Raw genomic sequence first — 17,839 nt, 5'->3', positions numbered from 1 at the left:
TGAAAAAAGCCGCTTTACGCGGCTTTTTTGCGGAGGACGGCTGAGATCAGTGACGCGCTTCGCGCACTGCCGCCACCACGTCGTAATCAAACAGCTGGTTGACGTCTTCTTCGTCGAACACGTAATGCTGGTTGCAGTAATCGCAGACGATTTCCACGCTGCCCTGCTCCACCACCACTTCGCCCACTTCCTGGCCGCCCAGCATGGTCAGCATATTGCTGACGCGCTCGCGCGAGCAATTGCAGCTGAAGCTGACGCCTTCCTGCTCGAACACGCGCACCTCTTCCTCATGGAACAGGCGGTGCAGGATGTCCTCGGCGCCCAAGCCTAGCAATTCATCCGCCTTCAGCGTCCGTCCCAGCGTCTGGATGCGGTTCCAGCCCTCGGCTTCACCATGGCCTTCCGGCAGGCGCTGCAGCAGCATGCCGGCGGCGGTGCTGTCGTCGCTGGCCAACACCAGGGCGGTGTCCAGCTGCTCCGAACGCAGCATGTAGTTTTCCAGCATCTGGCCGACGGAGTCTCCCTCAAGCGCCACAATGCCTTGCCAGGTCTGGTTTTTGTCCAGGCGCGGCTCCAGAGTCAGCACAAATTTGCCGCCCTCGCCCAAGAGTTCGCTCAGCGGCTTGTCGGCCAGCTCGCCGTCCCACTTGGCCGTGGCGCGCACGGTGCGGTCGTTGTTGCACTCCACCACCGCCAGCTTCAATGCGCCGCTGCCGTGGATTTGCAGGATCAGCGTGCCATCGAATTTCAGATTGGCGGCCATCAGCACCGAGGCAGCCATCATCTCGCCCAGCACGGTTTTCAAAACCGGCGGATAGGAACGGCGGCTCAGCACCTGTTGCCAGGCGCCGTCCAGCCTCACCAGCGCGCCGCGGACCGGCGCGCCGTCAAACAGGAATCGTTGCAGTTTGTCGTGTTGGTTCATGCTCATGCTTCCTTGGCCGCGGCGGCGGCCAGCTCAACGGTATAGACGGTCATCGGCAGCGAGGAGCTGACGTCGAATTCGCAGCCGGCGCGCACGCCGATCTCGGCGATTTCCTTGGCCGTCAGGTCCTGGTCGTACACCGCATACATCGCCCCCATGGCGAACTTGCGGCCGGAGCCTATGGCCCAGACGCGGGAGAATTCATAGATCTCGCGCATCGGATAAACGCCGAAAATGCCGTGCCGATTTGCGATCACCACCATCATCTGGCTGGACTCGTACGGATCTTCCTCGTCCTCTTCCGGCCGCAGGTAGAAGGCGTCCTTCAATTTGGGATGCAGCTTGCGGAAGGTTTCGAAGATGCCCTGGCGGCTGCTCAGGTCCTTCTTTTTCAGATCGGCCAGCGCCCGCTTCAGCACCAGGTCGTGCGCGGCGGAGCCGGACACCGCCAGATAGCTGTCGCCATGCTGGAAGATCTTGTCATGGAAACAATCGTACGGCGCCAGCAGTTTCTGGTCGTCGCCGAAAGTCGTCTGGCTCTCTGCGGCAATAGCGATCTGATTGCCCTTGCGTACGGCCACGATGGTTGTCATGCGGCTTACCTTGCTCTTGTTGCGGGCCATTGGGCCCCATCCGCTCACAGATAGGGGCGATTTGCGGTTTTTCCACCGCGGCGCGCGCCAAAACCGTCAAATATACCACAGCGCGTCGTCCCGCTCCATGCCGCGCTCAGGGCTCCACGCCAACGCGCTCCACCTGCATGGGCGCGGTCGCGCCTGGCAGCCAGCGCTGATACAGCTTGCGAAAGTTGCCGTCGCGCTTGAGATCGCGCAGCGCCTGCTCCCAAGCCAGAATGGTGGCGCGGTCGGTGCCTCGGGAAAAAGCCAGGTAGAGATCAATTTTCTCCAAAGGCTGCAACAGCTCGATTTCCTCCGCCGGCAGCCCGGCTTTGCGCATCACGTTATCAACCACGCTGTCGCCCTCCGACCACATCGACACGCGGTTGGCATGCAACAGCAACGCGGATTGCACCGGATCGGCGCTCTCCACGATGTTCTTGAATCCATGCTGCTTGGCCACCGCCAGGAAAATGCTGCTGCGAAATGCCGTCACCGGCTGCACCTGCAGCTTGTCGCCCAGGCGCCGCAGCGCCTCCGCCTCGCCCTTGCGGCAATAGAGGTTGATCTCCGACGCCGCCACCGGGCCGATCATGGTCATCAGTTTTTCGCGCTCGGCCGTACGGCCCAGCACAAACAGCAGCACATTGGGCCGCGTCAGCAAGAAGTTATAGGCGCGCGCCCATGGCAGCAATTTCACCGGCTGCTCCTGATGCAGGCGATGCTGAATCTGGTTGACCAGATCCACCGCCATCCCCTTCACTTCGCCGCCGTCTTCAAAACTGATGGGTGGCCACTCATCGGTATAAATGGACAAAGGCTCCAAGGCGCGGGCGGGCGCCATCGCCCAGAGCAGGGCCAGGCCTGACAAGAGACGAATCAACATGAAACGCTCATCCTTATACGGGTTTTTATCAGCATAAACGCCAGATACCCGTTCCGCCTCCTTCGATCTAACACGAATCAAAACTCCCGGATAAGCTGCTGTTAAATCAGCACTTTTGCACAGGATTAGCGGTTCTTACTTATAAACAAGCGCCCCGAGGACGGATATCATGCAATGGCGAAGTTCAGCCCGCCCATGCCTACCAGGACAGGCGGAGACCCCTTTTCGTAAAGGTGAGTGCCATGCTTGACAGCAAACTGGAACTGGATGAACCACTGGAATGCATTCTGCAACGTCCCTTGACCGGCTTTGAGAAACAACAACTCAAAGCCAAGCAGCAAATGTCCAGCAATGAGGCATTTGATGGCGATGAGGATGCAGCGGAAACCCACCCCATGCGCAAGCGCCTGAAGGACATGGCGATGATGCAGGTGGTGCATGTTGATTATCCGCCGCACGAGAGCCGAAAAACGCTGATTGAGATTCCAATCGGCGCCAAAACCGCCTGAATCCGACACGCCAATCGAAAAGGCCCCATCTATTTGGATGGGGCCTTTGGTTTGCCGCCGAATGCGGCAGGTGAATCGTGCCGCGCAGGACAAGCGCGCCGGCTTACGCGCCGGCCTGCATCCGCTGGCCCGCGGGCAGCAGCCGGCGCAACTCGCGCCACATGATTGCCATCACCAGCATGCCCAGCAGCAGATTGACCAAGGGCATCGCCAGCCAGACGCCGTCCAGACCCATCAGCAAGGGCAGCAGGCCCAGCGACGGCAATAACAAAATGGTCTTGCTTACCGTGATGCCCAAGGCCAGCCGCGTCATCGCCATCGCCTGCAGGGCGGTGCATCCCACCACCACCAAGCCATCCAGCGGCATGGCCAGCAGATGCAGTTGCAGCGCGCGGCTGCCCGCTTCGATCAGCTCGGCGCTGCCATCGCTGTACCAGCCGGCGATGGCGGCCGGAAAAGCCTGCACCGCGGCCAGCGCAGCCAGGCCAATCGCCATGCACACTTTCAAACCGTGCAGCAGGGCGGCACGAACGCGCTCCGGCTGCCCGGCCCCAGTGGCATGGCCCAGCAAAGGCTGCATGCCCACCGCCAGGCCATGGATCACCAGCACGAACAGGGACTCGGTATACCCCGCCACCGCATAGGCCGCCACGCTCAGATCATTGCCCCATTGCAGCAGCTGATAATTATGCGCGTACAGCAGCACGGCCAGATTCAGCTCCATCAACAGGCTAGGCGCGCCCAGCGCAATCACCGGCCATAAGGCGCGCCAGTCCGGGGTCAACGCGCGCAAGCGCAGACTCAATCCGGCATGGCGCGTAAAGAAATAAGCCAATCCCAGGCTCAGCACCACGCCTTCGGCGATCAAGGTGCCGATAGCCGCGCCTTCCAGCCCCATCGCCATCAGGCCAACCAGCACGTAATCCAGCAAAATGTTCAGCAAGGCGCCCAGCGTGGTCAATACCGTGGCCAGGCCAGGCCGGCCGTCATTGCGCACCAGATAGGTGACGAGCATCTGCCCCATGGTCAGAACTGCTCCGCTGAGCATCCACCACAGATACGGATAGGCCTGCTCTCTCACCTCCGCCTGCCCATCCGCGCGCAGCCATCCCAACAGCGCATCGATATTGGACAGGCCAAATAGCGGAATCAGCGCGCCAAACAGCGCCAGCAGCAGCAAGGCGGCCAGCAACGCGCCGCGCGCGCCCGCCATATCTCCCGCCCCTTGGCGGATCGCGATGCGCGTGGCCACGCCCATGCTGATCATCGCCCCCAACCCCACCTGCAGCATCACCATCGGATAGACCAGGTTGATCGCTGCCAAGCCATGGCTACCGACATAGTGGCCGACAAACACGCCATCGATCACGGCGTACAGTCCGGTCACCAGCATGCCGGCGACCGATGGAATGGCGTAACGCCAGAACAGCTTGGAGACGGCCAACGTGTCTAGATCGCGGGTATTTACGTTCGTCATAACAGACAAGAAGCATGAGAAAACGCGATTTTATCATTTAATCAGTCATGCATGATTAATTATTTTCCAGCACAATGCTCCGCACAAAGAAAACAATGGAAACGATATGGCGCGCAAAACCAAGGAAGACTCTCAAAAAACCCGGGACGCGATACTGGACGGCGCGGAGCGGGTGTTTCTGGCCAAAGGCATCGCCAATGCCACGATGGCGGAAATCGCCGACGCCGCCGGCGTATCGCGCGGCGCGGTGTACGGCCATTACGACAACAAGCTGCAGGTATGCCAGGCCATGATAGACCGCGCCTTCGCGCTGGACGCGCTGCGCTTCCCCGCCCAGCGCGGCTCCGCCTGCGACACGCTATTGGCCGCCGGCTGCTACTACCTGGCGCAGTTTCTGGAGCCGGGCTCGCCGCAGCGGGTCAGCCAGATTCTCTACCTGAAGTGCGAACAAATCGAAGAGAACCGCAGCGTGCTGCGGCGGCGCGAGATGGCGGACAGGCTCACCATGCACTACACGCGGCGGCAATTGCGCCGCGCCATCGCCCAAGGCGAACTGCCCGCGACGCTGGACGTCGGTCTGAGCGCGGAGTACCTGGTTTATCTGTTCACCGGCTTATATGAATTGCTGGAAAACGGCCCGGCCACGCTGCCGCGCTGCGAACGCATCCTGCGCGGCGCGCTGGAAGGACTGCCGCACGCCGCCAGCTTCAGAGCGCCTATTCCACATGGCGACGGAAGCACCACAACGCCAGGCTCAGCGTGAGCAGCGCGATCAGCCATAGCGGCAGCAGCCAAGGCCAGGCATCGGCAAAGCCGTATCCCTTCAGGAATGTCCCCTTGAGAATGGGAATGAAGTAGCTGAGGGGGTTGATCCGCGCCAGCCATTGCAGCGCTTCGGGCATGTTTTCGATCGGCGAGACATAGCCGGACAGGATAACCGCCGGCACCATGAACGAGAACACGCCCAGAAAAGCCTGCTGCTGGGTGCGGGACAGGGAAGAGATGAACAGGCCGACGCCGGCCAGCGCCAGGCCATAGCTAGCCATGCTAAGCAACAGCAAGGCCACCGAGCCGTCGAACGGCACGCGGTACACCCATGCCGCCGCCAGCGCGATCAGGCTGCCTTGCAGCAGCGCCACCAGAATGCCGGGCACCGCCTTGCCGGCCATGATGTAGGCCGGCGTCAGCGGCGATACCAATAGCTGGTCGAAGGTGCCCTCCTCGCGCTCGCGCGCCACCGACAGGGCGGTCACGATCAGGCAGCCTATGGTGGTGATGATGGCCACCAGGCTGGGCAGCACATGCCATTGATATTCCAGATTGGGATTGTAGAGATTGCGCACTGCCACCTGCGGCATGGAGCCGCCGCGCTCGGCCTGATAGCCCGCCACGACTTGGCCAATATAAGCGCTGGCGATCTGCCCGCTGTTGGAGCGCCGCCCATCGACGATCACCTGCAGAGGCGCGTTCCGCCCCGACGCCAGCGCGCGCGAGAAATCCTGCGGAAACACCACCGCCAGCAGCGCGCACTGCCGGTCTATGCAATCGCGCAGCTCGGGCAGGCTATGCACCGGCACCACATGATCGAAGGTGGCGCTGACGGCCAGCCGCTTCACCAACTCCAGCGACGCCGCGCCGGCATCCTGGTTGTAGACCGCCAAGCTGGCATGCTTGACCTCCAGCGTGGCGGCAAACGGAAACACCATTAGCTGCAACAGCACCGGCACCACCAGCAACAGCCGTCCCTGGCGGTTGCCCATGATGGTCTGCAATTCCTTGACGATCAGCCACAGCAAGCGTTGCCACATGGCATCAATCCAGCGTTCGTCTAGTCTTGCGCACGGTCTGCCCCAGCCAGAACGCGCCCAGCGCGATCAGGCTGCCCGCGTTGAACCACAGCAGCGACGGGATCACGCCGGCCTGGAACAGCGTCTGCAGCGTGCTGGCGAAATAGCGCGCCGGCAGGATGCGGGTCAGCCACTGCAAGGGCAGCGGCATGCTGGAAATCTCGAACACAAAGCCGGACAACATCAGCGCCGGCAAATAGCCGGCAGTCAGCGCCGCCTGCGCCGCGTCAAACTGGGTGCGCATCACCGTGGACAGGAACAATCCCATCCCCAGCGCATTGGCCAGGAACAGCGAAGACATCAGCCACAGCAGCCACAGCGGCCCGCGGAACGGCACCTGCATGACAAACACCGCCACCAACAGGCACAACAGCATGGCGGCGATGCCCAGCACGTAATACGGCAAGATCTTGGACAATAACAGCTCGGCGCGGCTGACCGGCGTGGACAGCAGCGCCTCCATGGTGCCGCGTTCCCATTCGCGCGCCACCACCAGCGACGACAACAGCGCGCCGACAATGGTCATGACGATGGCGATGGTGCCGGGCACCAGAAAGTTGGGACTCTCAGCGCTGGGGTTGAACCAGACGCGCTGCTCAACCTCAATGGCCGGCGGCGGCGCCTGCCCATGCTCATCCGCTTCCGCCTGCTGCCACTGCAGCCAGGCGCCCTGCGCATAGGCGGCGACGAAATTGGCGGTATTGGGCTCGGCGCCGTCCGTCAGCAGCTGTATCGTGCCGCTGCGCCGCTGCCAGTTGCGCGAAAAATCGTTGGCGATGATCACCGCGCCGCGTATCTTGCCGTGGGCCAGCATTTCGTCCAGTTCCGCGCGCGACTTGACCGGCTTCACCTCGAACGACGGCGTGGCATGGAAAGTAGCCGCCAGACTTTGCGCGGCGGCGCCGCCATCCTGGTTCAGCAGGCCCAGGCGGATATGGGCCGAATCCAGATTCACCGCGTAACCCAGGATGAACAGCAAGGCCACCGGCAGGATGAAGGCGATCAGGATGCTGCTCGGGTCGCGCACGATCTGGAAGCTCTCCTTGCGGCACAAGGCCCATAGTCTGCGCCAGTTCATCGATCCGCCTCCCCCACCAACTGGATGAACGCATCCTCCATCGTCGGATTGGGCCTGGCCGAACTGGCGACGCTGGCCTTCAGCGCATCCGGCGTATCCAGCGCCAGCAGCTTGCCGCGATACACCAGGGCGATGCGGTCGCAATATTCCGCCTCGTCCATGAAGTGGGTGGTCACCAGCACGGTGACGCCCTTCTCCGCCAGGCCATTGATATGCGTCCAGAATTCGCGCCGCGTCACCGGGTCCACGCCCGACGTAGGCTCGTCGAGGAACAACAAGGGCGGCTCATGCATCACCGCGCAGGCCAACGCCAGCCGCTGCTTGAAACCCAAGGGCAGCGTGGCGGCCACCTCGTCCATATACGGCCCCAGGCCGAACACTTGCTCCATTTGCCGGACTTTTTCCTTCCGCGCCTTGCCGGACAAGCCATAGACGCCGGAGAAGAACATCAGATTGCGCCGCACCGTCAGTTGGGCATACAGCGAAAACTTCTGCGCCATATAGCCCAGCTGCTGCCGCGCGGCGGTCGGGCTGGTTTTCAAATCCAACCCCATCACCAGGGCCTGGCCGCTGCTCGGTTTGAGCAGGCCGCACTCCATCTTGAAGGTGGTGGACTTGCCGGCGCCATTCGGCCCCAGCAGGCCGAATACCTCGCCGCGCCGCACGGCGAAGCTGACATCATCGGTGGCGTAGAAATCGCCAAAGCGCTTGGTCAGCCCGCGCGCCTCGATCACAGCCTCCTCATGGTGGACGGGCACTGGCGGCATCACCGCGGCCAGCACCGAATCGCCGCCCGGCCCGCCGCCCAGCAGGCTGATGAAGGCATCTTCCAGCCGCGGCGGCGCGGCCCGCAGCGCGGCGTCCGGCCCGGCATCGGCCAATCGCAAATCCGGCCAGCGGTTTTCATCGCGCAGCAACAGGCGCAAGCCGCTGCCTTGTATCGTGCCGTCCATCAGTTCAGGCTGGCGCAACAGCCGCTGCAAGATCTGACGACGGTTGCCGGCAATGCCGGACAAGCTTAGACAGCGGCCGGCCAGCGGCTGGATCAGCTCGGCCGGGGGGCCGCCGGCGCGGATGCGGCCATGGTCCATCAGATAGACCACGTCGCAGGCCTCCGCCTCGTCCAGATACGCGGTGCTCAACAATATGGCGATGCCTTCGGCCGACAGCGCGCGAATCAGCTTCCATAGCTCGCGGCGCGAGATCGGATCCACGCCGACGCCTGGCTCGTCCAGCAGCAGCACCCTGGGCTTGCCCAGCAGCGCGCAGGCCAGGCCCAGCTTCTGCTTCATGCCGCCGGACAGTTTGCCGGCATAGCGGCCGGTGAACGGCGCCAGGTCGGTCAGCGCCAGCAGGCGCTGGAATTCCCCGCTCTTGTCCTGGGCGCCCACCTCGCGCAACTCGGCGTACAGGTCCAGGTTTTCTTGCACCGTCAGGTCTTCGTACAAGCCGAATTTCTGCGGCATATAGCCGATGTTGCGCCGCAAGGCGTCGGCGTCCGCTTGCGGGTCAAGCCCCGCCACCCGGGCCGACCCGCCGCTGGGCAACAGCAAACCGGCCAGCATGCGCAAGAGCGTGGTCTTGCCCGCGCCGTCCGGCCCCACCAGCCCGGCGATGCAGCCCGCTGGAATCTCCAGGTCCACTTCCGCCACCGCGTCCATGCTGGCGCCGGGAAAGCGCTTGGCCAGCTTTTCGGCGCGGATGGCGGCGCTCATGACGCCAGCCTCACCGTCACGGGCATGCCCTGGTTCAGGCCGGCGTCGGCGTCGCTCACCACCACGCGGATACGGTAGACCAAGGCGGTGCGCAGATCGACGGTTTCGACTGACTTGGGCGTGAATTCGGCGGTCGGCGAAACAAAGCCGACCACGCCGTGATAGCGCTTGTCCGGGTGGCTGTCGCTGGCAATCGTCACCTTGGTGCCTGAAGAAAAACGTCCCAGCTGGCTTTCCGTTACATAGGCGCGCACCCACACCGGCTGGCGCAGCGACAGATTGAACGCCGGCGCGCCCGCCTGCACCAGGCTGCCGGCCTCCACCGCCCGCGTCAGAATGATGCCGGCGCTGGGTGATTGCAGATTGGCGTCCCGCAGGGCCAGCCGGGCGGCGGCCAGATCGGCGCGCGCCTGTTTCAATTGGGCGTCGGACTCGGCGATTTCCTCCGGCCGGTAACCGCTGGCCAGCAATTTCCACTGCTGTTGGGCCGCATCGCGCTGGGCCAGCGCCTGATCGCGCTGCGAGCGGGCGGTTTCCAACAGCTGCAGGCTGCTCGCGCCATCCGGCGTCAGCCGGCTTTGCCGCCGATATTCGCTTTCCGCCTGGACCAGCGCCGCCTTGGCCGCTTCCAGCCTGGCCCACGCCTGGGCTATGTCCTCGCTGCGGTTGCCCTTGTGGATCAGCGCGTTGCGCGCCGCCAGGGCCGCCTCGTTGGCGATGGCGGCGTTGAGGCTGTTGCGCAGCGGTTCGACATCCAGTTGGGCCAGTATCTGCCCCGGCTGCACCTGGTCGCCTTCGTCCACCAGCACTTTGGCCAGACGGCCGGACACCCGGAACGACAGCGTCACGTCGCGGATGTCCACATTGCCGTACAGAGTGGACTGGCGCGCCGCCTCCGCCGCGCGCTGGTAGAAATAGTAAGCGGTCCCGGCCGCCGCCAGCAGCAACAGGGCCAATACCGCCATCCACCGCTTGCGCATGCTTACTCTCCCGTTCTGGTGATGCCGGCCAGCGCCCAGGCCAGGCGTTGCCGCGCCGCCGGAATATCCGCCATCCAGCGCTGCAGTTGTCTTGCCTGCTGCGGCAGCCAATCGCTGGCGGCCAGCGGCCCCCGCGCCAACAGCAAGGGCAGCCCGATGGCCGAGACCAAATAGCACAGCAGTTGCGGCGGCGGCGCGTCCACCAGCCGCCCCTGGCGCTGGGCCCGGGCCAGCAACACCAACAGCAAACGCATATGGCGCGACGGCAGCCGCAGCAAAAACGCCTGCGCCGCCGGCTCGCCGGCCAAAGCGTCCGCCGCCAGATGGCTGGCGAAACCGGCATGCTCCGCCGCCAGCTGCAGCAGCTGTTCGATGACGTCCCGCAAGCGCGCCAGCGCATCGCCGGGCTGCCGCAGACGGGCTGTCTGGCGCAACTGCCGGTAGATAGGCGCGTACCACAGCTCGACCAGTTCGGTGACAAAGCGCTCGCGGTTGCCGAAGTGGTAAACGAAGCTGCCCGGATTCACCCCGGCGGCGGCGGCCACCTCGCGCACCACCAGGCCGCGCAGGCCGGTGCGCCGCACCATGTCCAGCCCCTGGATCAGCAGGCGCTGCCGGGTATCGCCGGATTTTTTCGAGGCACCCATGGCTGATTTATACGACTGTATAAATCAGTCCGCAATCGAATCTACTCAATATGCTTGCAAAAATCGACGCCACCTGCGCAGACGCAACAACTCAGAAGGTTTTGCTCATCAGAAAGCCGGCGCCGAACCACAGGCCAACCGTCATCAGCGGTTCGGCCATCTTGGGACCCAGCAACATCAGCGGCGCGCGGAAACGCACCCGCACCGGCCACAATAGCGGAATGCCCGCCGGAGTCAGCCAGTCGCCTACCAGATGCGAGGCGTAACCGACGCACAGGCCCAGCACCAAAGGCATGGCGTGACCCAGCCGGACACCCCACTCGTGCAGACAGGCCGCGCTGGCGTAGAACACGCCCGCCACGGCCAGCAGGCTGTGGGTAATGCCGCGATGGCCAAACAAATAAGCCACCGGGCGCGAGAGAAAGGGAATGCGCCGGCCCAGCCAGCTTTTGGGATGGTCGATATCCGGCAGCAGCGAGCCTGCCAGCCCCCCGGCCAGCAGCAATGCCGCCATCAGCGGCGGCGCATGCAAGACCAGCGCGGCGGCCACCGCGCAGAACGCGCCAAACGCGACATGCGTCGCCACCATCATGCGGCTACCCTGCCGCTTTCTCTCATTGCCATTTCCATACTGCCCCTGCGGCATGTTGACATCCCTTGCTACCGACCGCACATGCCGCCATCGCATCACCAGGCCCATCGCCTTGCGCGACGAGCGGGCGCCATGCTACTGCCGTCCGGCTGCGGATGCAAAAAAAACTTGCCGAATAGCCTTCTCAAAGCCCTCATTCTATGCAAACGACTTAAATAGCAGCAGCTGACGAGCGTCACATCGGCTTTGCGAACACAAAAGCCGGCTGGCTCGCGCCAACCGGCTTCATCACACTGCCCCGCCAGGGAATTCCGCTGCGCTACACCTGGAATTGCGCAACAGACGAACGCAGGCTGCCCGTCACCTCCTCGATGCGCTGTATGCTTTCCGAGGCCTGGGTGGCGGCCACGGCGTTGCCGGACGCCACCTGGGCGATCTTCTCCACGTGCCGCGCGATGTCCTGGCTGGCCGTGCCCTGCTCCTGCAGCGCGTGCGAGATGTCGTTGACCACCTGCACCACCTGGCTGGCGCTGCCGTGTATGCGCTGGATCAGCTCGCCGCCCTGCTCCGCCAGCTCCAGCCCGGTGCGAACCCGCGCCACCGTCTCGCTCATATTCTGCCGCGACAGGTCGGAACTGGCCCGAATTTCGCTGATCATCTCCGCCGTCTGCTCAGTGGCCTTGGCCGTGCGCTCGGACAGCTTGCGCACCTCGTCCGCCACCACCGCGAAGCCGCGGCCGGTCTCGCCGGCCCGCGCCGCCTCGATGGCGGCGTTCAGCGCCAGCAGATTGGTCTGATCGGCGATATCCTTGATCACCTGCATGATGCTGGAAATGGTGGACGTCTTGCTGGCCAGCTCGGCGATGGCGGCTTCCGTCATGTCCACCGTCTCGCTGATGCCCTGCATCTCCGCCACGGCCTTGGCGATGACCTCGCTGCCGGAGGCGGACAGCTGGCCGGACCCCTGCGACACGGTGCGCGCGTCCACCGCATGCTGGGCGATGTGGTTGATGCTGACGGTCAGCTGCTCCACCGACGCCGCCATGGCGGCCGCGCCCTCGCTCTGGCCCTGCGAGTTGTCCGCCACCATGCGGGCGCCGCCCACCACGTCGGCGTTCAGGCGGCCCAGCTCATCGGCGTCGCGCATGATCTCGCCGACCAACCGCCGCAGCTGCCCCTGCATCTCGCGGATATTCGACAGCAAGCTGTCGCGATCGCCCTCCGCCAGCTTGATCTCGCGGTCCAGCTTGCCGGCGGCGATTTCGCGCACGATGGCGGCGGCCTCGGACGGCTCCGCGCCGAGTTCGCGCATCACGCTGCGATACACCCACCAACCCAGCGACAGGCTCACCGCCATGAACAGCAATACCTGGCCGCCCACGCTCAAAAGCTGGCTCAACAGCACCGCGTTGACGTCATCCAGATACAAACCGGTGCCGATGATCCAGCCCCAGCGCGGCGTAGCCTGGAAGTAAGCCATTTTCGGCTGCGGCTGGGCCGCGCCGGGCTTGGCCCAGACATACTGCACATAGCCCTTGCTGCCGCCGTCCCGCAAAGCCTGCTCGAACAGCGCGCCGATATCGGCCCCGGCCCCGTCCTTGACGCCGTGCATATTGCGGCCCACCAGCTTGGGATTCATGCCATGGGCCAGCCATTTCAGCTCCTTGTCCAGCGCGAAGAAATACTCGTCGCCGTCAAAGCGCAAGCGCGTCAGCTCCTGCAGCGCCAGGCGCTGCGCCTCCGCCTCCGGCACCAGGCCTGCGGCCGCTTGCGCCTCATGCCGCGCCACCAGACTGTTCACGGTCTCCACCTGGCTGCGCAGCAAATCGCGCCGATCAGACAGCATTTGCTGGCGCAAGGCGTTCATCAGCAAAGCGCCCAGGATGCACACCAGCACGATGGCGCCTATGGTCTGCAGCAACAAGCGTCTTTTCAGGGAAATGGTTCTCGCCATTGCTCCGTCCGATTTGTAAGAAAAACAGAACAATAACCCAGCCAATTATTCAATTTCAATATTTACTGCCGATTTATTGATTATTGTCATTTACCTTTTGCGGACCACGTCCGCCTCTTTGCCTCAAGGCGACAAATGAAATGCCGCCCGCCTTCATGGCGGACGGCATGATGGCATGCCGCAATGGCATCGAACTACAGCACCCCGGCCAGATACCCCGCGCCCAGCAAGGCGATGCCGCCGCCCAGCACGCGAGCGTACCAGGCGCTGCGCGCCTTGAAGAACGCGCCTATGGCCATGCCGGCGATGTGCAGGATCATGGTGCCCAGCGCCATGCCGCTCAGCGCCGCCACGGCCTGGGCCGCCGGCAGCTCGCTGCCGTGGGCGATGCCATGAAACAGCGCGAACAGCCCCACCACCGCTAGCCCCCAGGGCAAGGCCAGCCGCACGCGGGCGCACACCATAAGACCCAACACCAGCAGGGAAGCCGCGATCATCGGCTCCACCACCGGCACGGCCGCGCCGGTAAAGCCGATCAGCCCGCCCACCAGCAACAGCCCGGCGAAGGCAAACGGCATCGCCCATACCTGGCGCGTGGCAAGCACGCTCCAGATGCCCACCGCCAGCATGGCGGCGAAGTGATCCAGCCCGGTGAACGGGTGGACAAATCCCATGAAAAAGGCCGTGCCGTGGTGGATGCCGGCATCGCTGCCTATGTGCGCCAGCACCAGGCCCGGCAGCGAGGCCATCAAGGGGAGCGATATCCAGATGCGTGTTTTCATTTTCGTTTCCTCAGGTCAGTCAATTTGATTGTTCGCTCAGCCGCCGGTGTGCGACATGAAACGCAGCACCCGGCTGGGCGCGGCTGCGAAATCATGCCCCCAGGGCTTGCGCGCCACCGCCCGCCGGATGGCCGAGCACAGCGTCTCGTCGCCGGCGCCGCCGCGCAACAGCGGCCGCAATTCCAGCTTATGCTCCTGGCCCAGACATAGATAAAGCGTGCCATCCACCGTCAGCCGCACGCGGTTGCAGGTGGCGCAGAAGTGCTGGGACAGCGGCGTGATGAAGCCTACCTGCCCGCGCCCGTCGGCGGTTTGCCAATAGCGGGCGGGACCGCCGCCCAGTTCGGCGGCGCAGGGTTGCAGTTTGAATTGCCGAACCAGACGCTCTCTCACTCCGTCTAGCGGCAGATACGCCGCGGCGCGGCCGGCCTCGCCCATCGGCATCGCTTCGATCAGGCGCAGAATGAAGCCATGCTCGAAACAAAACGCCGCCATGGATTCGATCTCGCCATCGTTGACGCCGCGCAGCGCCACCATATTCAGCTTGATCGGCGCGAGGCCCGCCGCCTTGGCGGCCATCAGGCCGGCCAGCGTGGCGTCCAGGCTGTCGCGGCCGCACAGCTCGCTGACGCATTCGCGCCTGAGCGAATCCAGGCTGACATTGACCCGGTTCAGGCCGGCCGCCTTGAGACGGGCCGCGTACCGCGCCAGCTGGGTGGCGTTGGTGGACAAGGACAGATCGCTCACGCCGGGCATGGCGGCCAAGTCCGCCACCAGATCGACGATGCCGGCGCGCAGCAGCGGCTCGCCGCCGGTCAACCGCACCCGGCCCACGCCCATGGCGGCGAACAGGCTCACGACTCGGCGGATTTCGGCAAAGCTCAGCCAGTCCGCCCGCTCGGCGTAGGACGCGTCGCCCGCCGGCCGGCAATAGCGGCAGCGCAAATCGCAGCGATCGGTCACCGACAGGCGCAAATAGTCGATGCGCCTGCCGTGGCGGTCGATCAACGGCTCCGGCACCATCGCCCTACTCCGCCAGCGCGGCCTTGCGCAGGTCCGCCTTCAGCCGCGCGTAGACGCCGCGCGCGTGGTTTTCGGCCCAGGCCTGGTCGGCAATGGTCTCCAGCCGCACCGTGCAGTACTTCAGCTCCGGGGTTTTGGAGATCGGGTCCAGATGGTCCACCGTCAGTTCGTTGCAGGCGCCTATCCACCATTGGTAGGTCATGTACACCGCCCCGGCGTTGACCCGCGGATTGTGGTTGGCGCGGGTGATCACCTTGCCGCGGCGCGAAGCCACCCACACCAGCGCCTGGTCGGCGATGCCGTATTTTTGCGCGTCGTCCGGGTGGATCTGCACAAAGCCCGGCTCGTCGGCCAAGGTTTGCAGCGCCGCGCAATTGCCGGTCATGGAGCGGCAGGAGTAGTGGCCCACCTCGCGCACCGTGCACAGGCCCAGCGGGTAGTCGGCATCCACTTTTTCCAGCGGCGGCCGCCATTCGGCGGCGAACAGCCTGGCCTTGCCGCTGGGCGTATCGAACTGGAAGCCCTCGTACAGCCATGGCGTGCCGGGGTGGTCCTCCGTCGGACACGGCCACTGCACATAGCCGAGGCCGGCCATCTTGTCGTAGCTGGCGCCCGTGTAGAGATGACAGAGGCCGCGCAGCTCGTCCCAGATTTGCTGGGCGTTGTCATAGTGCATGGGGTAGCCCATGGCCGTGGCGATCAGGCTGTAGATTTCCCAGTCGTCCTTGACGTCGGCCGGCGGCTCAATGGCCTTGTAGCAGCGCTGGAAGCCGCGGTCGGCGCTGGAGAACACGTTTTCATGTTCGCCCCAGGAGGTGGCGGGCAAAATCACGTCGGCAGCCATGGCCGTTTTGGTCATGAAGATGTCCTGCACGATGATCAGGTCCAGCTTCTCGAAGGCGCGCCGCATCATGCCTAGGTCCGGCTCGGTCTGCAGCGGGTCTTCGCCAAAGATGTAATAAGCCTTGAGCGTGCCCGCCTCGATGCGGTGCGCCGCCTCGGTGATGCTGCAGCCCTTCTCGGCCGGCAGGCTGTCCACGCCCCAAGCCTTGGCGAAACGCGCGCGCGCTTCGGCGTCGCCGACGTCGTAATAGCCCGGCAGCGTGTTCGGCAGCGCGCCCATGTCGCAAGCGCCCTGCACATTGTTCTGGCCGCGCACCGGGCCGACGCCGACATGCGGCCGCCCCAGGTTGCCGGTCAGCGTGGCGAGGCTGGACAAGCCCTTGACCACATCCACCGCCTGGCCCCACTGGGTCACGCCCATGCCCCACAGAATGGTGGCGCTGGGCGCGGCGGCGTACATGCGGATGGCCTGGCGGATCAGCTCGGCCGGCAGGCCGGTGATCTCGGCCGCGTATTCCGGCGTGTATTTGGCCACGGCGGCCTTGTATTCTTCGAAGCCCTCGGCGTGTTCGGCGACGAAATCCGGCTTGTACAGGCCCTCGCTGATCAGCACATTGGCGAAGGCGTTGACCAGCGCCATGTTCGAGCCGTTCTTCAATTGCAGATGCAGATCGGCCACGCGCGCGGTTTCGATGTAGCGCGGGTCGCAGACGATGATCTTGGCGCCCTTCTGCTTGGCCTTGAGGATGCGCCGGGCGACGATGGGGTGGGAATCGGCCGCGTTGTAGCCGAACACCAGGATGCAATCCGTGTCCTCGATCTCGCAGATCGAGTTGCTCATCGCGCCGTTGCCCAGCGTGGCCATCAGGCCGGCCACCGATGGCCCGTGGCAGACGCGGGCGCAGCAGTCGATGTTGTTGGTGCCGATCACCGCGCGGGCGAACTTCTGCGCGATGTAGTTCGATTCGTTGCCGGTGCCGCGCGAGGAGCCGGTGCACATGATGGCGTCCGGGCCATGCTCGCGCTTGATCTCCCCTAGCTTGCCTGCCACGAAGGCCACCGCCTCATCCCAACTCACGCGCTCGAACTCGCCGCCGCGCCGGCGCCGTATCATCGGATGGCGCAAGCGCGGGGTCAGCAGCTTGGTGTCGTTGAGGAAGTCCCAGCCGTAATAGCCCTTCAGGCACAGCTCGCCCTGATTAGTCACGCCGTCCGCGCCTTCCGCGCCCACGATCTTGCCGTTCTCCACCAGCAAATTGAGCTTGCAGCCCGAACCGCAGTACGGGCAAACCGAAATTACCTTTTCCATTTTCCGTGTCCTTTTTCCCGGATGGCGATGCGTCAAAGCGGCAGCGTCGGCGTGTCCAGCGCGGCCTGTTGGCGGCGTTTTTGCAAAGCGGCCTCCAACGCCTGCGGCTCCACCATGCGCAAGGCATTGGTGGGGCAGGTGGCGATGCAGGCCGGCCCGGCCGGCTTGCCCGCGCACAAGTCGCACTTGAGCGCCTTGGCCTTGATCTGCCGCGTGGCGAAGCTGCCCGGCTCCGGACGCTGCGGCACGGTCACCACCTGCATCGCGCCGTAAGGACAGGCCACCATGCAGGTCTTGCAGCCCACGCAGCGTTCCTGCAGCACCTGCACGCTGTTGCCGGCGTAAACAATCGCCCCGCTGGGGCAGGCATTCAGACAGGGCGCGTCGTCGCACTGCCGGCACAGCACCGGCGTGCTGATGCGCGCGCTCTTGATCAGGGTCAGCCGGGGATGGAAGGTGTCCGGCGACAATGGTTCGCCGGGTCTTGGCGCATGGGCCAGGGCGCACGCCACCTCGCAGGTGCGGCAGCCGATGCAGTTTTGGGGTTCAGCGATGATGAACCGATTCATGTTCAGCCTCCTCAAGCGGCGGCAGCCGCCCGAACGTCGATTGCAAGCGTTGCGAATTCACCCTCATGGCGTTGCATAAGCCATGC

At 64.4% G+C, this 17,839-nt stretch carries 17 protein-coding genes; 2 read left to right on the top strand and 15 right to left on the bottom strand.

The annotated features are described in order from the left end of the window. Positions 1 to 46: 46 nt before the first annotated feature. The 3 genes from hslO to BI343_RS16500 form a co-directional block, all read right to left on the bottom strand. Positions 47 to 931 (bottom strand): Hsp33 family molecular chaperone HslO, encoded by an 885-nt coding sequence (gene hslO / locus BI343_RS16510; protein ID WP_189338926.1) that lies wholly within the window; start codon positions 929 to 931, stop codon positions 47 to 49. Next, positions 928 to 1,518: an Ntn hydrolase family protein gene (locus BI343_RS16505; RefSeq protein ID WP_071110597.1), complete on the bottom strand. Its 591-nt coding sequence runs from the start codon at positions 1,516 to 1,518 to the stop codon at positions 928 to 930. Before BI343_RS16505 ends, hslO begins: the two co-directional genes overlap by 4 nt. 136 nt (positions 1,519 to 1,654) lie before the next feature. Next, positions 1,655 to 2,428 carry a substrate-binding periplasmic protein gene (locus BI343_RS16500; protein WP_083341026.1) on the bottom strand — a complete coding sequence of 258 codons (774 nt, stop codon included), beginning with the start codon at positions 2,426 to 2,428 and terminating at the stop codon, positions 1,655 to 1,657. Between the two features lie 242 nt (positions 2,429 to 2,670). Here BI343_RS16500 and BI343_RS16495 point away from each other — a divergent pair, with 242 nt between their 5' ends. Next, positions 2,671 to 2,937 carry a hypothetical protein gene (locus BI343_RS16495; RefSeq protein ID WP_043622885.1) on the top strand — a complete coding sequence of 89 codons (267 nt, stop codon included), beginning with the start codon at positions 2,671 to 2,673 and terminating at the stop codon, positions 2,935 to 2,937. Between the two features lie 103 nt (positions 2,938 to 3,040). Here the strand turns inward: BI343_RS16495 and BI343_RS16490 are convergent, their stop codons facing one another. Beyond that, positions 3,041 to 4,414 (bottom strand): MATE family efflux transporter, encoded by a 1,374-nt coding sequence (locus BI343_RS16490; protein ID WP_071110531.1) that lies wholly within the window; start codon positions 4,412 to 4,414, stop codon positions 3,041 to 3,043. Between the two features lie 106 nt (positions 4,415 to 4,520). Here BI343_RS16490 and BI343_RS16485 point away from each other — a divergent pair, with 106 nt between their 5' ends. Next, positions 4,521 to 5,177, top strand: coding sequence for a TetR family transcriptional regulator (locus BI343_RS16485; RefSeq protein ID WP_071110530.1), 657 nt, complete (start codon positions 4,521 to 4,523; stop codon positions 5,175 to 5,177). Here the strand turns inward: BI343_RS16485 and BI343_RS16480 are convergent. From BI343_RS16480 to BI343_RS16430, 11 genes are all read right to left on the bottom strand, one after another. Next, positions 5,131 to 6,222, bottom strand: coding sequence for an ABC transporter permease (locus BI343_RS16480; RefSeq protein ID WP_071110529.1), 1,092 nt, complete (start codon positions 6,220 to 6,222; stop codon positions 5,131 to 5,133). The genes BI343_RS16485 and BI343_RS16480 overlap by 47 nt on opposite strands. Before the next feature lie 4 nt (positions 6,223 to 6,226). Next, complete coding sequence (locus BI343_RS16475) at positions 6,227 to 7,339, bottom strand: ABC transporter permease (protein ID WP_071110528.1); 1,113 nt, start codon at positions 7,337 to 7,339, stop codon at positions 6,227 to 6,229. After that, positions 7,336 to 9,054, bottom strand: coding sequence for an ATP-binding cassette domain-containing protein (locus BI343_RS16470; RefSeq protein WP_071110527.1), 1,719 nt, complete (start codon positions 9,052 to 9,054; stop codon positions 7,336 to 7,338). The genes BI343_RS16475 and BI343_RS16470 overlap by 4 nt, the downstream gene beginning before the upstream one ends. Further along, complete coding sequence (hlyD, locus tag BI343_RS16465) at positions 9,051 to 10,034, bottom strand: secretion protein HlyD (RefSeq protein WP_071110526.1); 984 nt, start codon at positions 10,032 to 10,034, stop codon at positions 9,051 to 9,053. The genes BI343_RS16470 and hlyD overlap by 4 nt, the downstream gene beginning before the upstream one ends. Positions 10,035 to 10,036: 2 nt before the next feature. Further along, the gene (locus BI343_RS16460) at positions 10,037 to 10,681 is read right to left on the bottom strand and encodes a TetR/AcrR family transcriptional regulator (RefSeq protein ID WP_071110525.1); all 645 of its coding nucleotides are present in this window, start codon (positions 10,679 to 10,681) and stop codon (positions 10,037 to 10,039) included. A 91-nt stretch (positions 10,682 to 10,772) separates the two neighbouring features. Next, complete coding sequence (locus BI343_RS16455; protein WP_071110524.1) at positions 10,773 to 11,273, bottom strand: metal-dependent hydrolase; 501 nt, start codon at positions 11,271 to 11,273, stop codon at positions 10,773 to 10,775. Between the two features lie 319 nt (positions 11,274 to 11,592). After that, positions 11,593 to 13,227 carry a methyl-accepting chemotaxis protein gene (locus BI343_RS16450; protein ID WP_071110523.1) on the bottom strand — a complete coding sequence of 545 codons (1,635 nt, stop codon included), beginning with the start codon at positions 13,225 to 13,227 and terminating at the stop codon, positions 11,593 to 11,595. Between the two features lie 194 nt (positions 13,228 to 13,421). Beyond that, positions 13,422 to 14,009, bottom strand: a complete 588-nt coding sequence (locus tag BI343_RS16445; protein ID WP_071110522.1) for a HupE/UreJ family protein — start codon at positions 14,007 to 14,009, stop codon at positions 13,422 to 13,424. Between the two features lie 36 nt (positions 14,010 to 14,045). Continuing rightward, positions 14,046 to 15,032, bottom strand: a complete 987-nt coding sequence (gene moaA / locus BI343_RS16440) for a GTP 3',8-cyclase MoaA (protein ID WP_071110521.1) — start codon at positions 15,030 to 15,032, stop codon at positions 14,046 to 14,048. Positions 15,033 to 15,036: 4 nt separating this feature from the next. Beyond that, a complete protein-coding gene (gene fdhF / locus BI343_RS16435; protein ID WP_071110520.1) occupies positions 15,037 to 17,184 on the bottom strand; it encodes a formate dehydrogenase subunit alpha in 2,148 nt (715 codons plus the stop codon). Positions 17,185 to 17,216: 32 nt separating this feature from the next. After that, complete coding sequence (locus tag BI343_RS16430) at positions 17,217 to 17,753, bottom strand: 4Fe-4S dicluster domain-containing protein (RefSeq protein WP_043622916.1); 537 nt, start codon at positions 17,751 to 17,753, stop codon at positions 17,217 to 17,219. Positions 17,754 to 17,839: the final 86 nt, after the last annotated feature.

The sequence above is a fragment of the Chromobacterium amazonense genome (genome assembly GCF_001855565.1).
GTDB classification, from domain to species: domain Bacteria; phylum Pseudomonadota; class Gammaproteobacteria; order Burkholderiales; family Chromobacteriaceae; genus Chromobacterium; species Chromobacterium amazonense.
The sequence above is the reverse complement of the archived record's forward strand: the minus strand, read 5'-3'. Positions and strand labels throughout refer to the sequence as shown.

Excerpts from the sequence above, each read along its gene's own strand:
- hslO (WP_189338926.1), bottom strand. The coding sequence starts at position 931 with ATGAGCATGAACCAACACGACAAACTGCAACGATTCCTGTTTGACGGC.
- BI343_RS16505 (WP_071110597.1), bottom strand. The coding sequence starts at position 1,518 with ATGACAACCATCGTGGCCGTACGCAAGGGCAATCAGATCGCTATTGCC.
- BI343_RS16500 (WP_083341026.1), bottom strand. The coding sequence starts at position 2,428 with ATGTTGATTCGTCTCTTGTCAGGCCTGGCCCTGCTCTGGGCGATGGCG.
- BI343_RS16495 (WP_043622885.1), top strand. The coding sequence starts at position 2,671 with ATGCTTGACAGCAAACTGGAACTGGATGAACCACTGGAATGCATTCTG.
- BI343_RS16490 (WP_071110531.1), bottom strand. The coding sequence starts at position 4,414 with ATGACGAACGTAAATACCCGCGATCTAGACACGTTGGCCGTCTCCAAG.
- BI343_RS16485 (WP_071110530.1), top strand. The coding sequence starts at position 4,521 with ATGGCGCGCAAAACCAAGGAAGACTCTCAAAAAACCCGGGACGCGATA.
- BI343_RS16480 (WP_071110529.1), bottom strand. The coding sequence starts at position 6,222 with ATGTGGCAACGCTTGCTGTGGCTGATCGTCAAGGAATTGCAGACCATC.
- BI343_RS16475 (WP_071110528.1), bottom strand. The coding sequence starts at position 7,339 with ATGAACTGGCGCAGACTATGGGCCTTGTGCCGCAAGGAGAGCTTCCAG.
- BI343_RS16470 (WP_071110527.1), bottom strand. The coding sequence starts at position 9,054 with ATGAGCGCCGCCATCCGCGCCGAAAAGCTGGCCAAGCGCTTTCCCGGC.
- hlyD (WP_071110526.1), bottom strand. The coding sequence starts at position 10,034 with ATGCGCAAGCGGTGGATGGCGGTATTGGCCCTGTTGCTGCTGGCGGCG.
- BI343_RS16460 (WP_071110525.1), bottom strand. The coding sequence starts at position 10,681 with ATGGGTGCCTCGAAAAAATCCGGCGATACCCGGCAGCGCCTGCTGATC.
- BI343_RS16455 (WP_071110524.1), bottom strand. The coding sequence starts at position 11,273 with ATGATGGTGGCGACGCATGTCGCGTTTGGCGCGTTCTGCGCGGTGGCC.
- BI343_RS16450 (WP_071110523.1), bottom strand. The coding sequence starts at position 13,227 with ATGGCGAGAACCATTTCCCTGAAAAGACGCTTGTTGCTGCAGACCATA.
- BI343_RS16445 (WP_071110522.1), bottom strand. The coding sequence starts at position 14,009 with ATGAAAACACGCATCTGGATATCGCTCCCCTTGATGGCCTCGCTGCCG.
- moaA (WP_071110521.1), bottom strand. The coding sequence starts at position 15,032 with ATGGTGCCGGAGCCGTTGATCGACCGCCACGGCAGGCGCATCGACTAT.
- fdhF (WP_071110520.1), bottom strand. The coding sequence starts at position 17,184 with ATGGAAAAGGTAATTTCGGTTTGCCCGTACTGCGGTTCGGGCTGCAAG.
- BI343_RS16430 (WP_043622916.1), bottom strand. The coding sequence starts at position 17,753 with ATGAATCGGTTCATCATCGCTGAACCCCAAAACTGCATCGGCTGCCGC.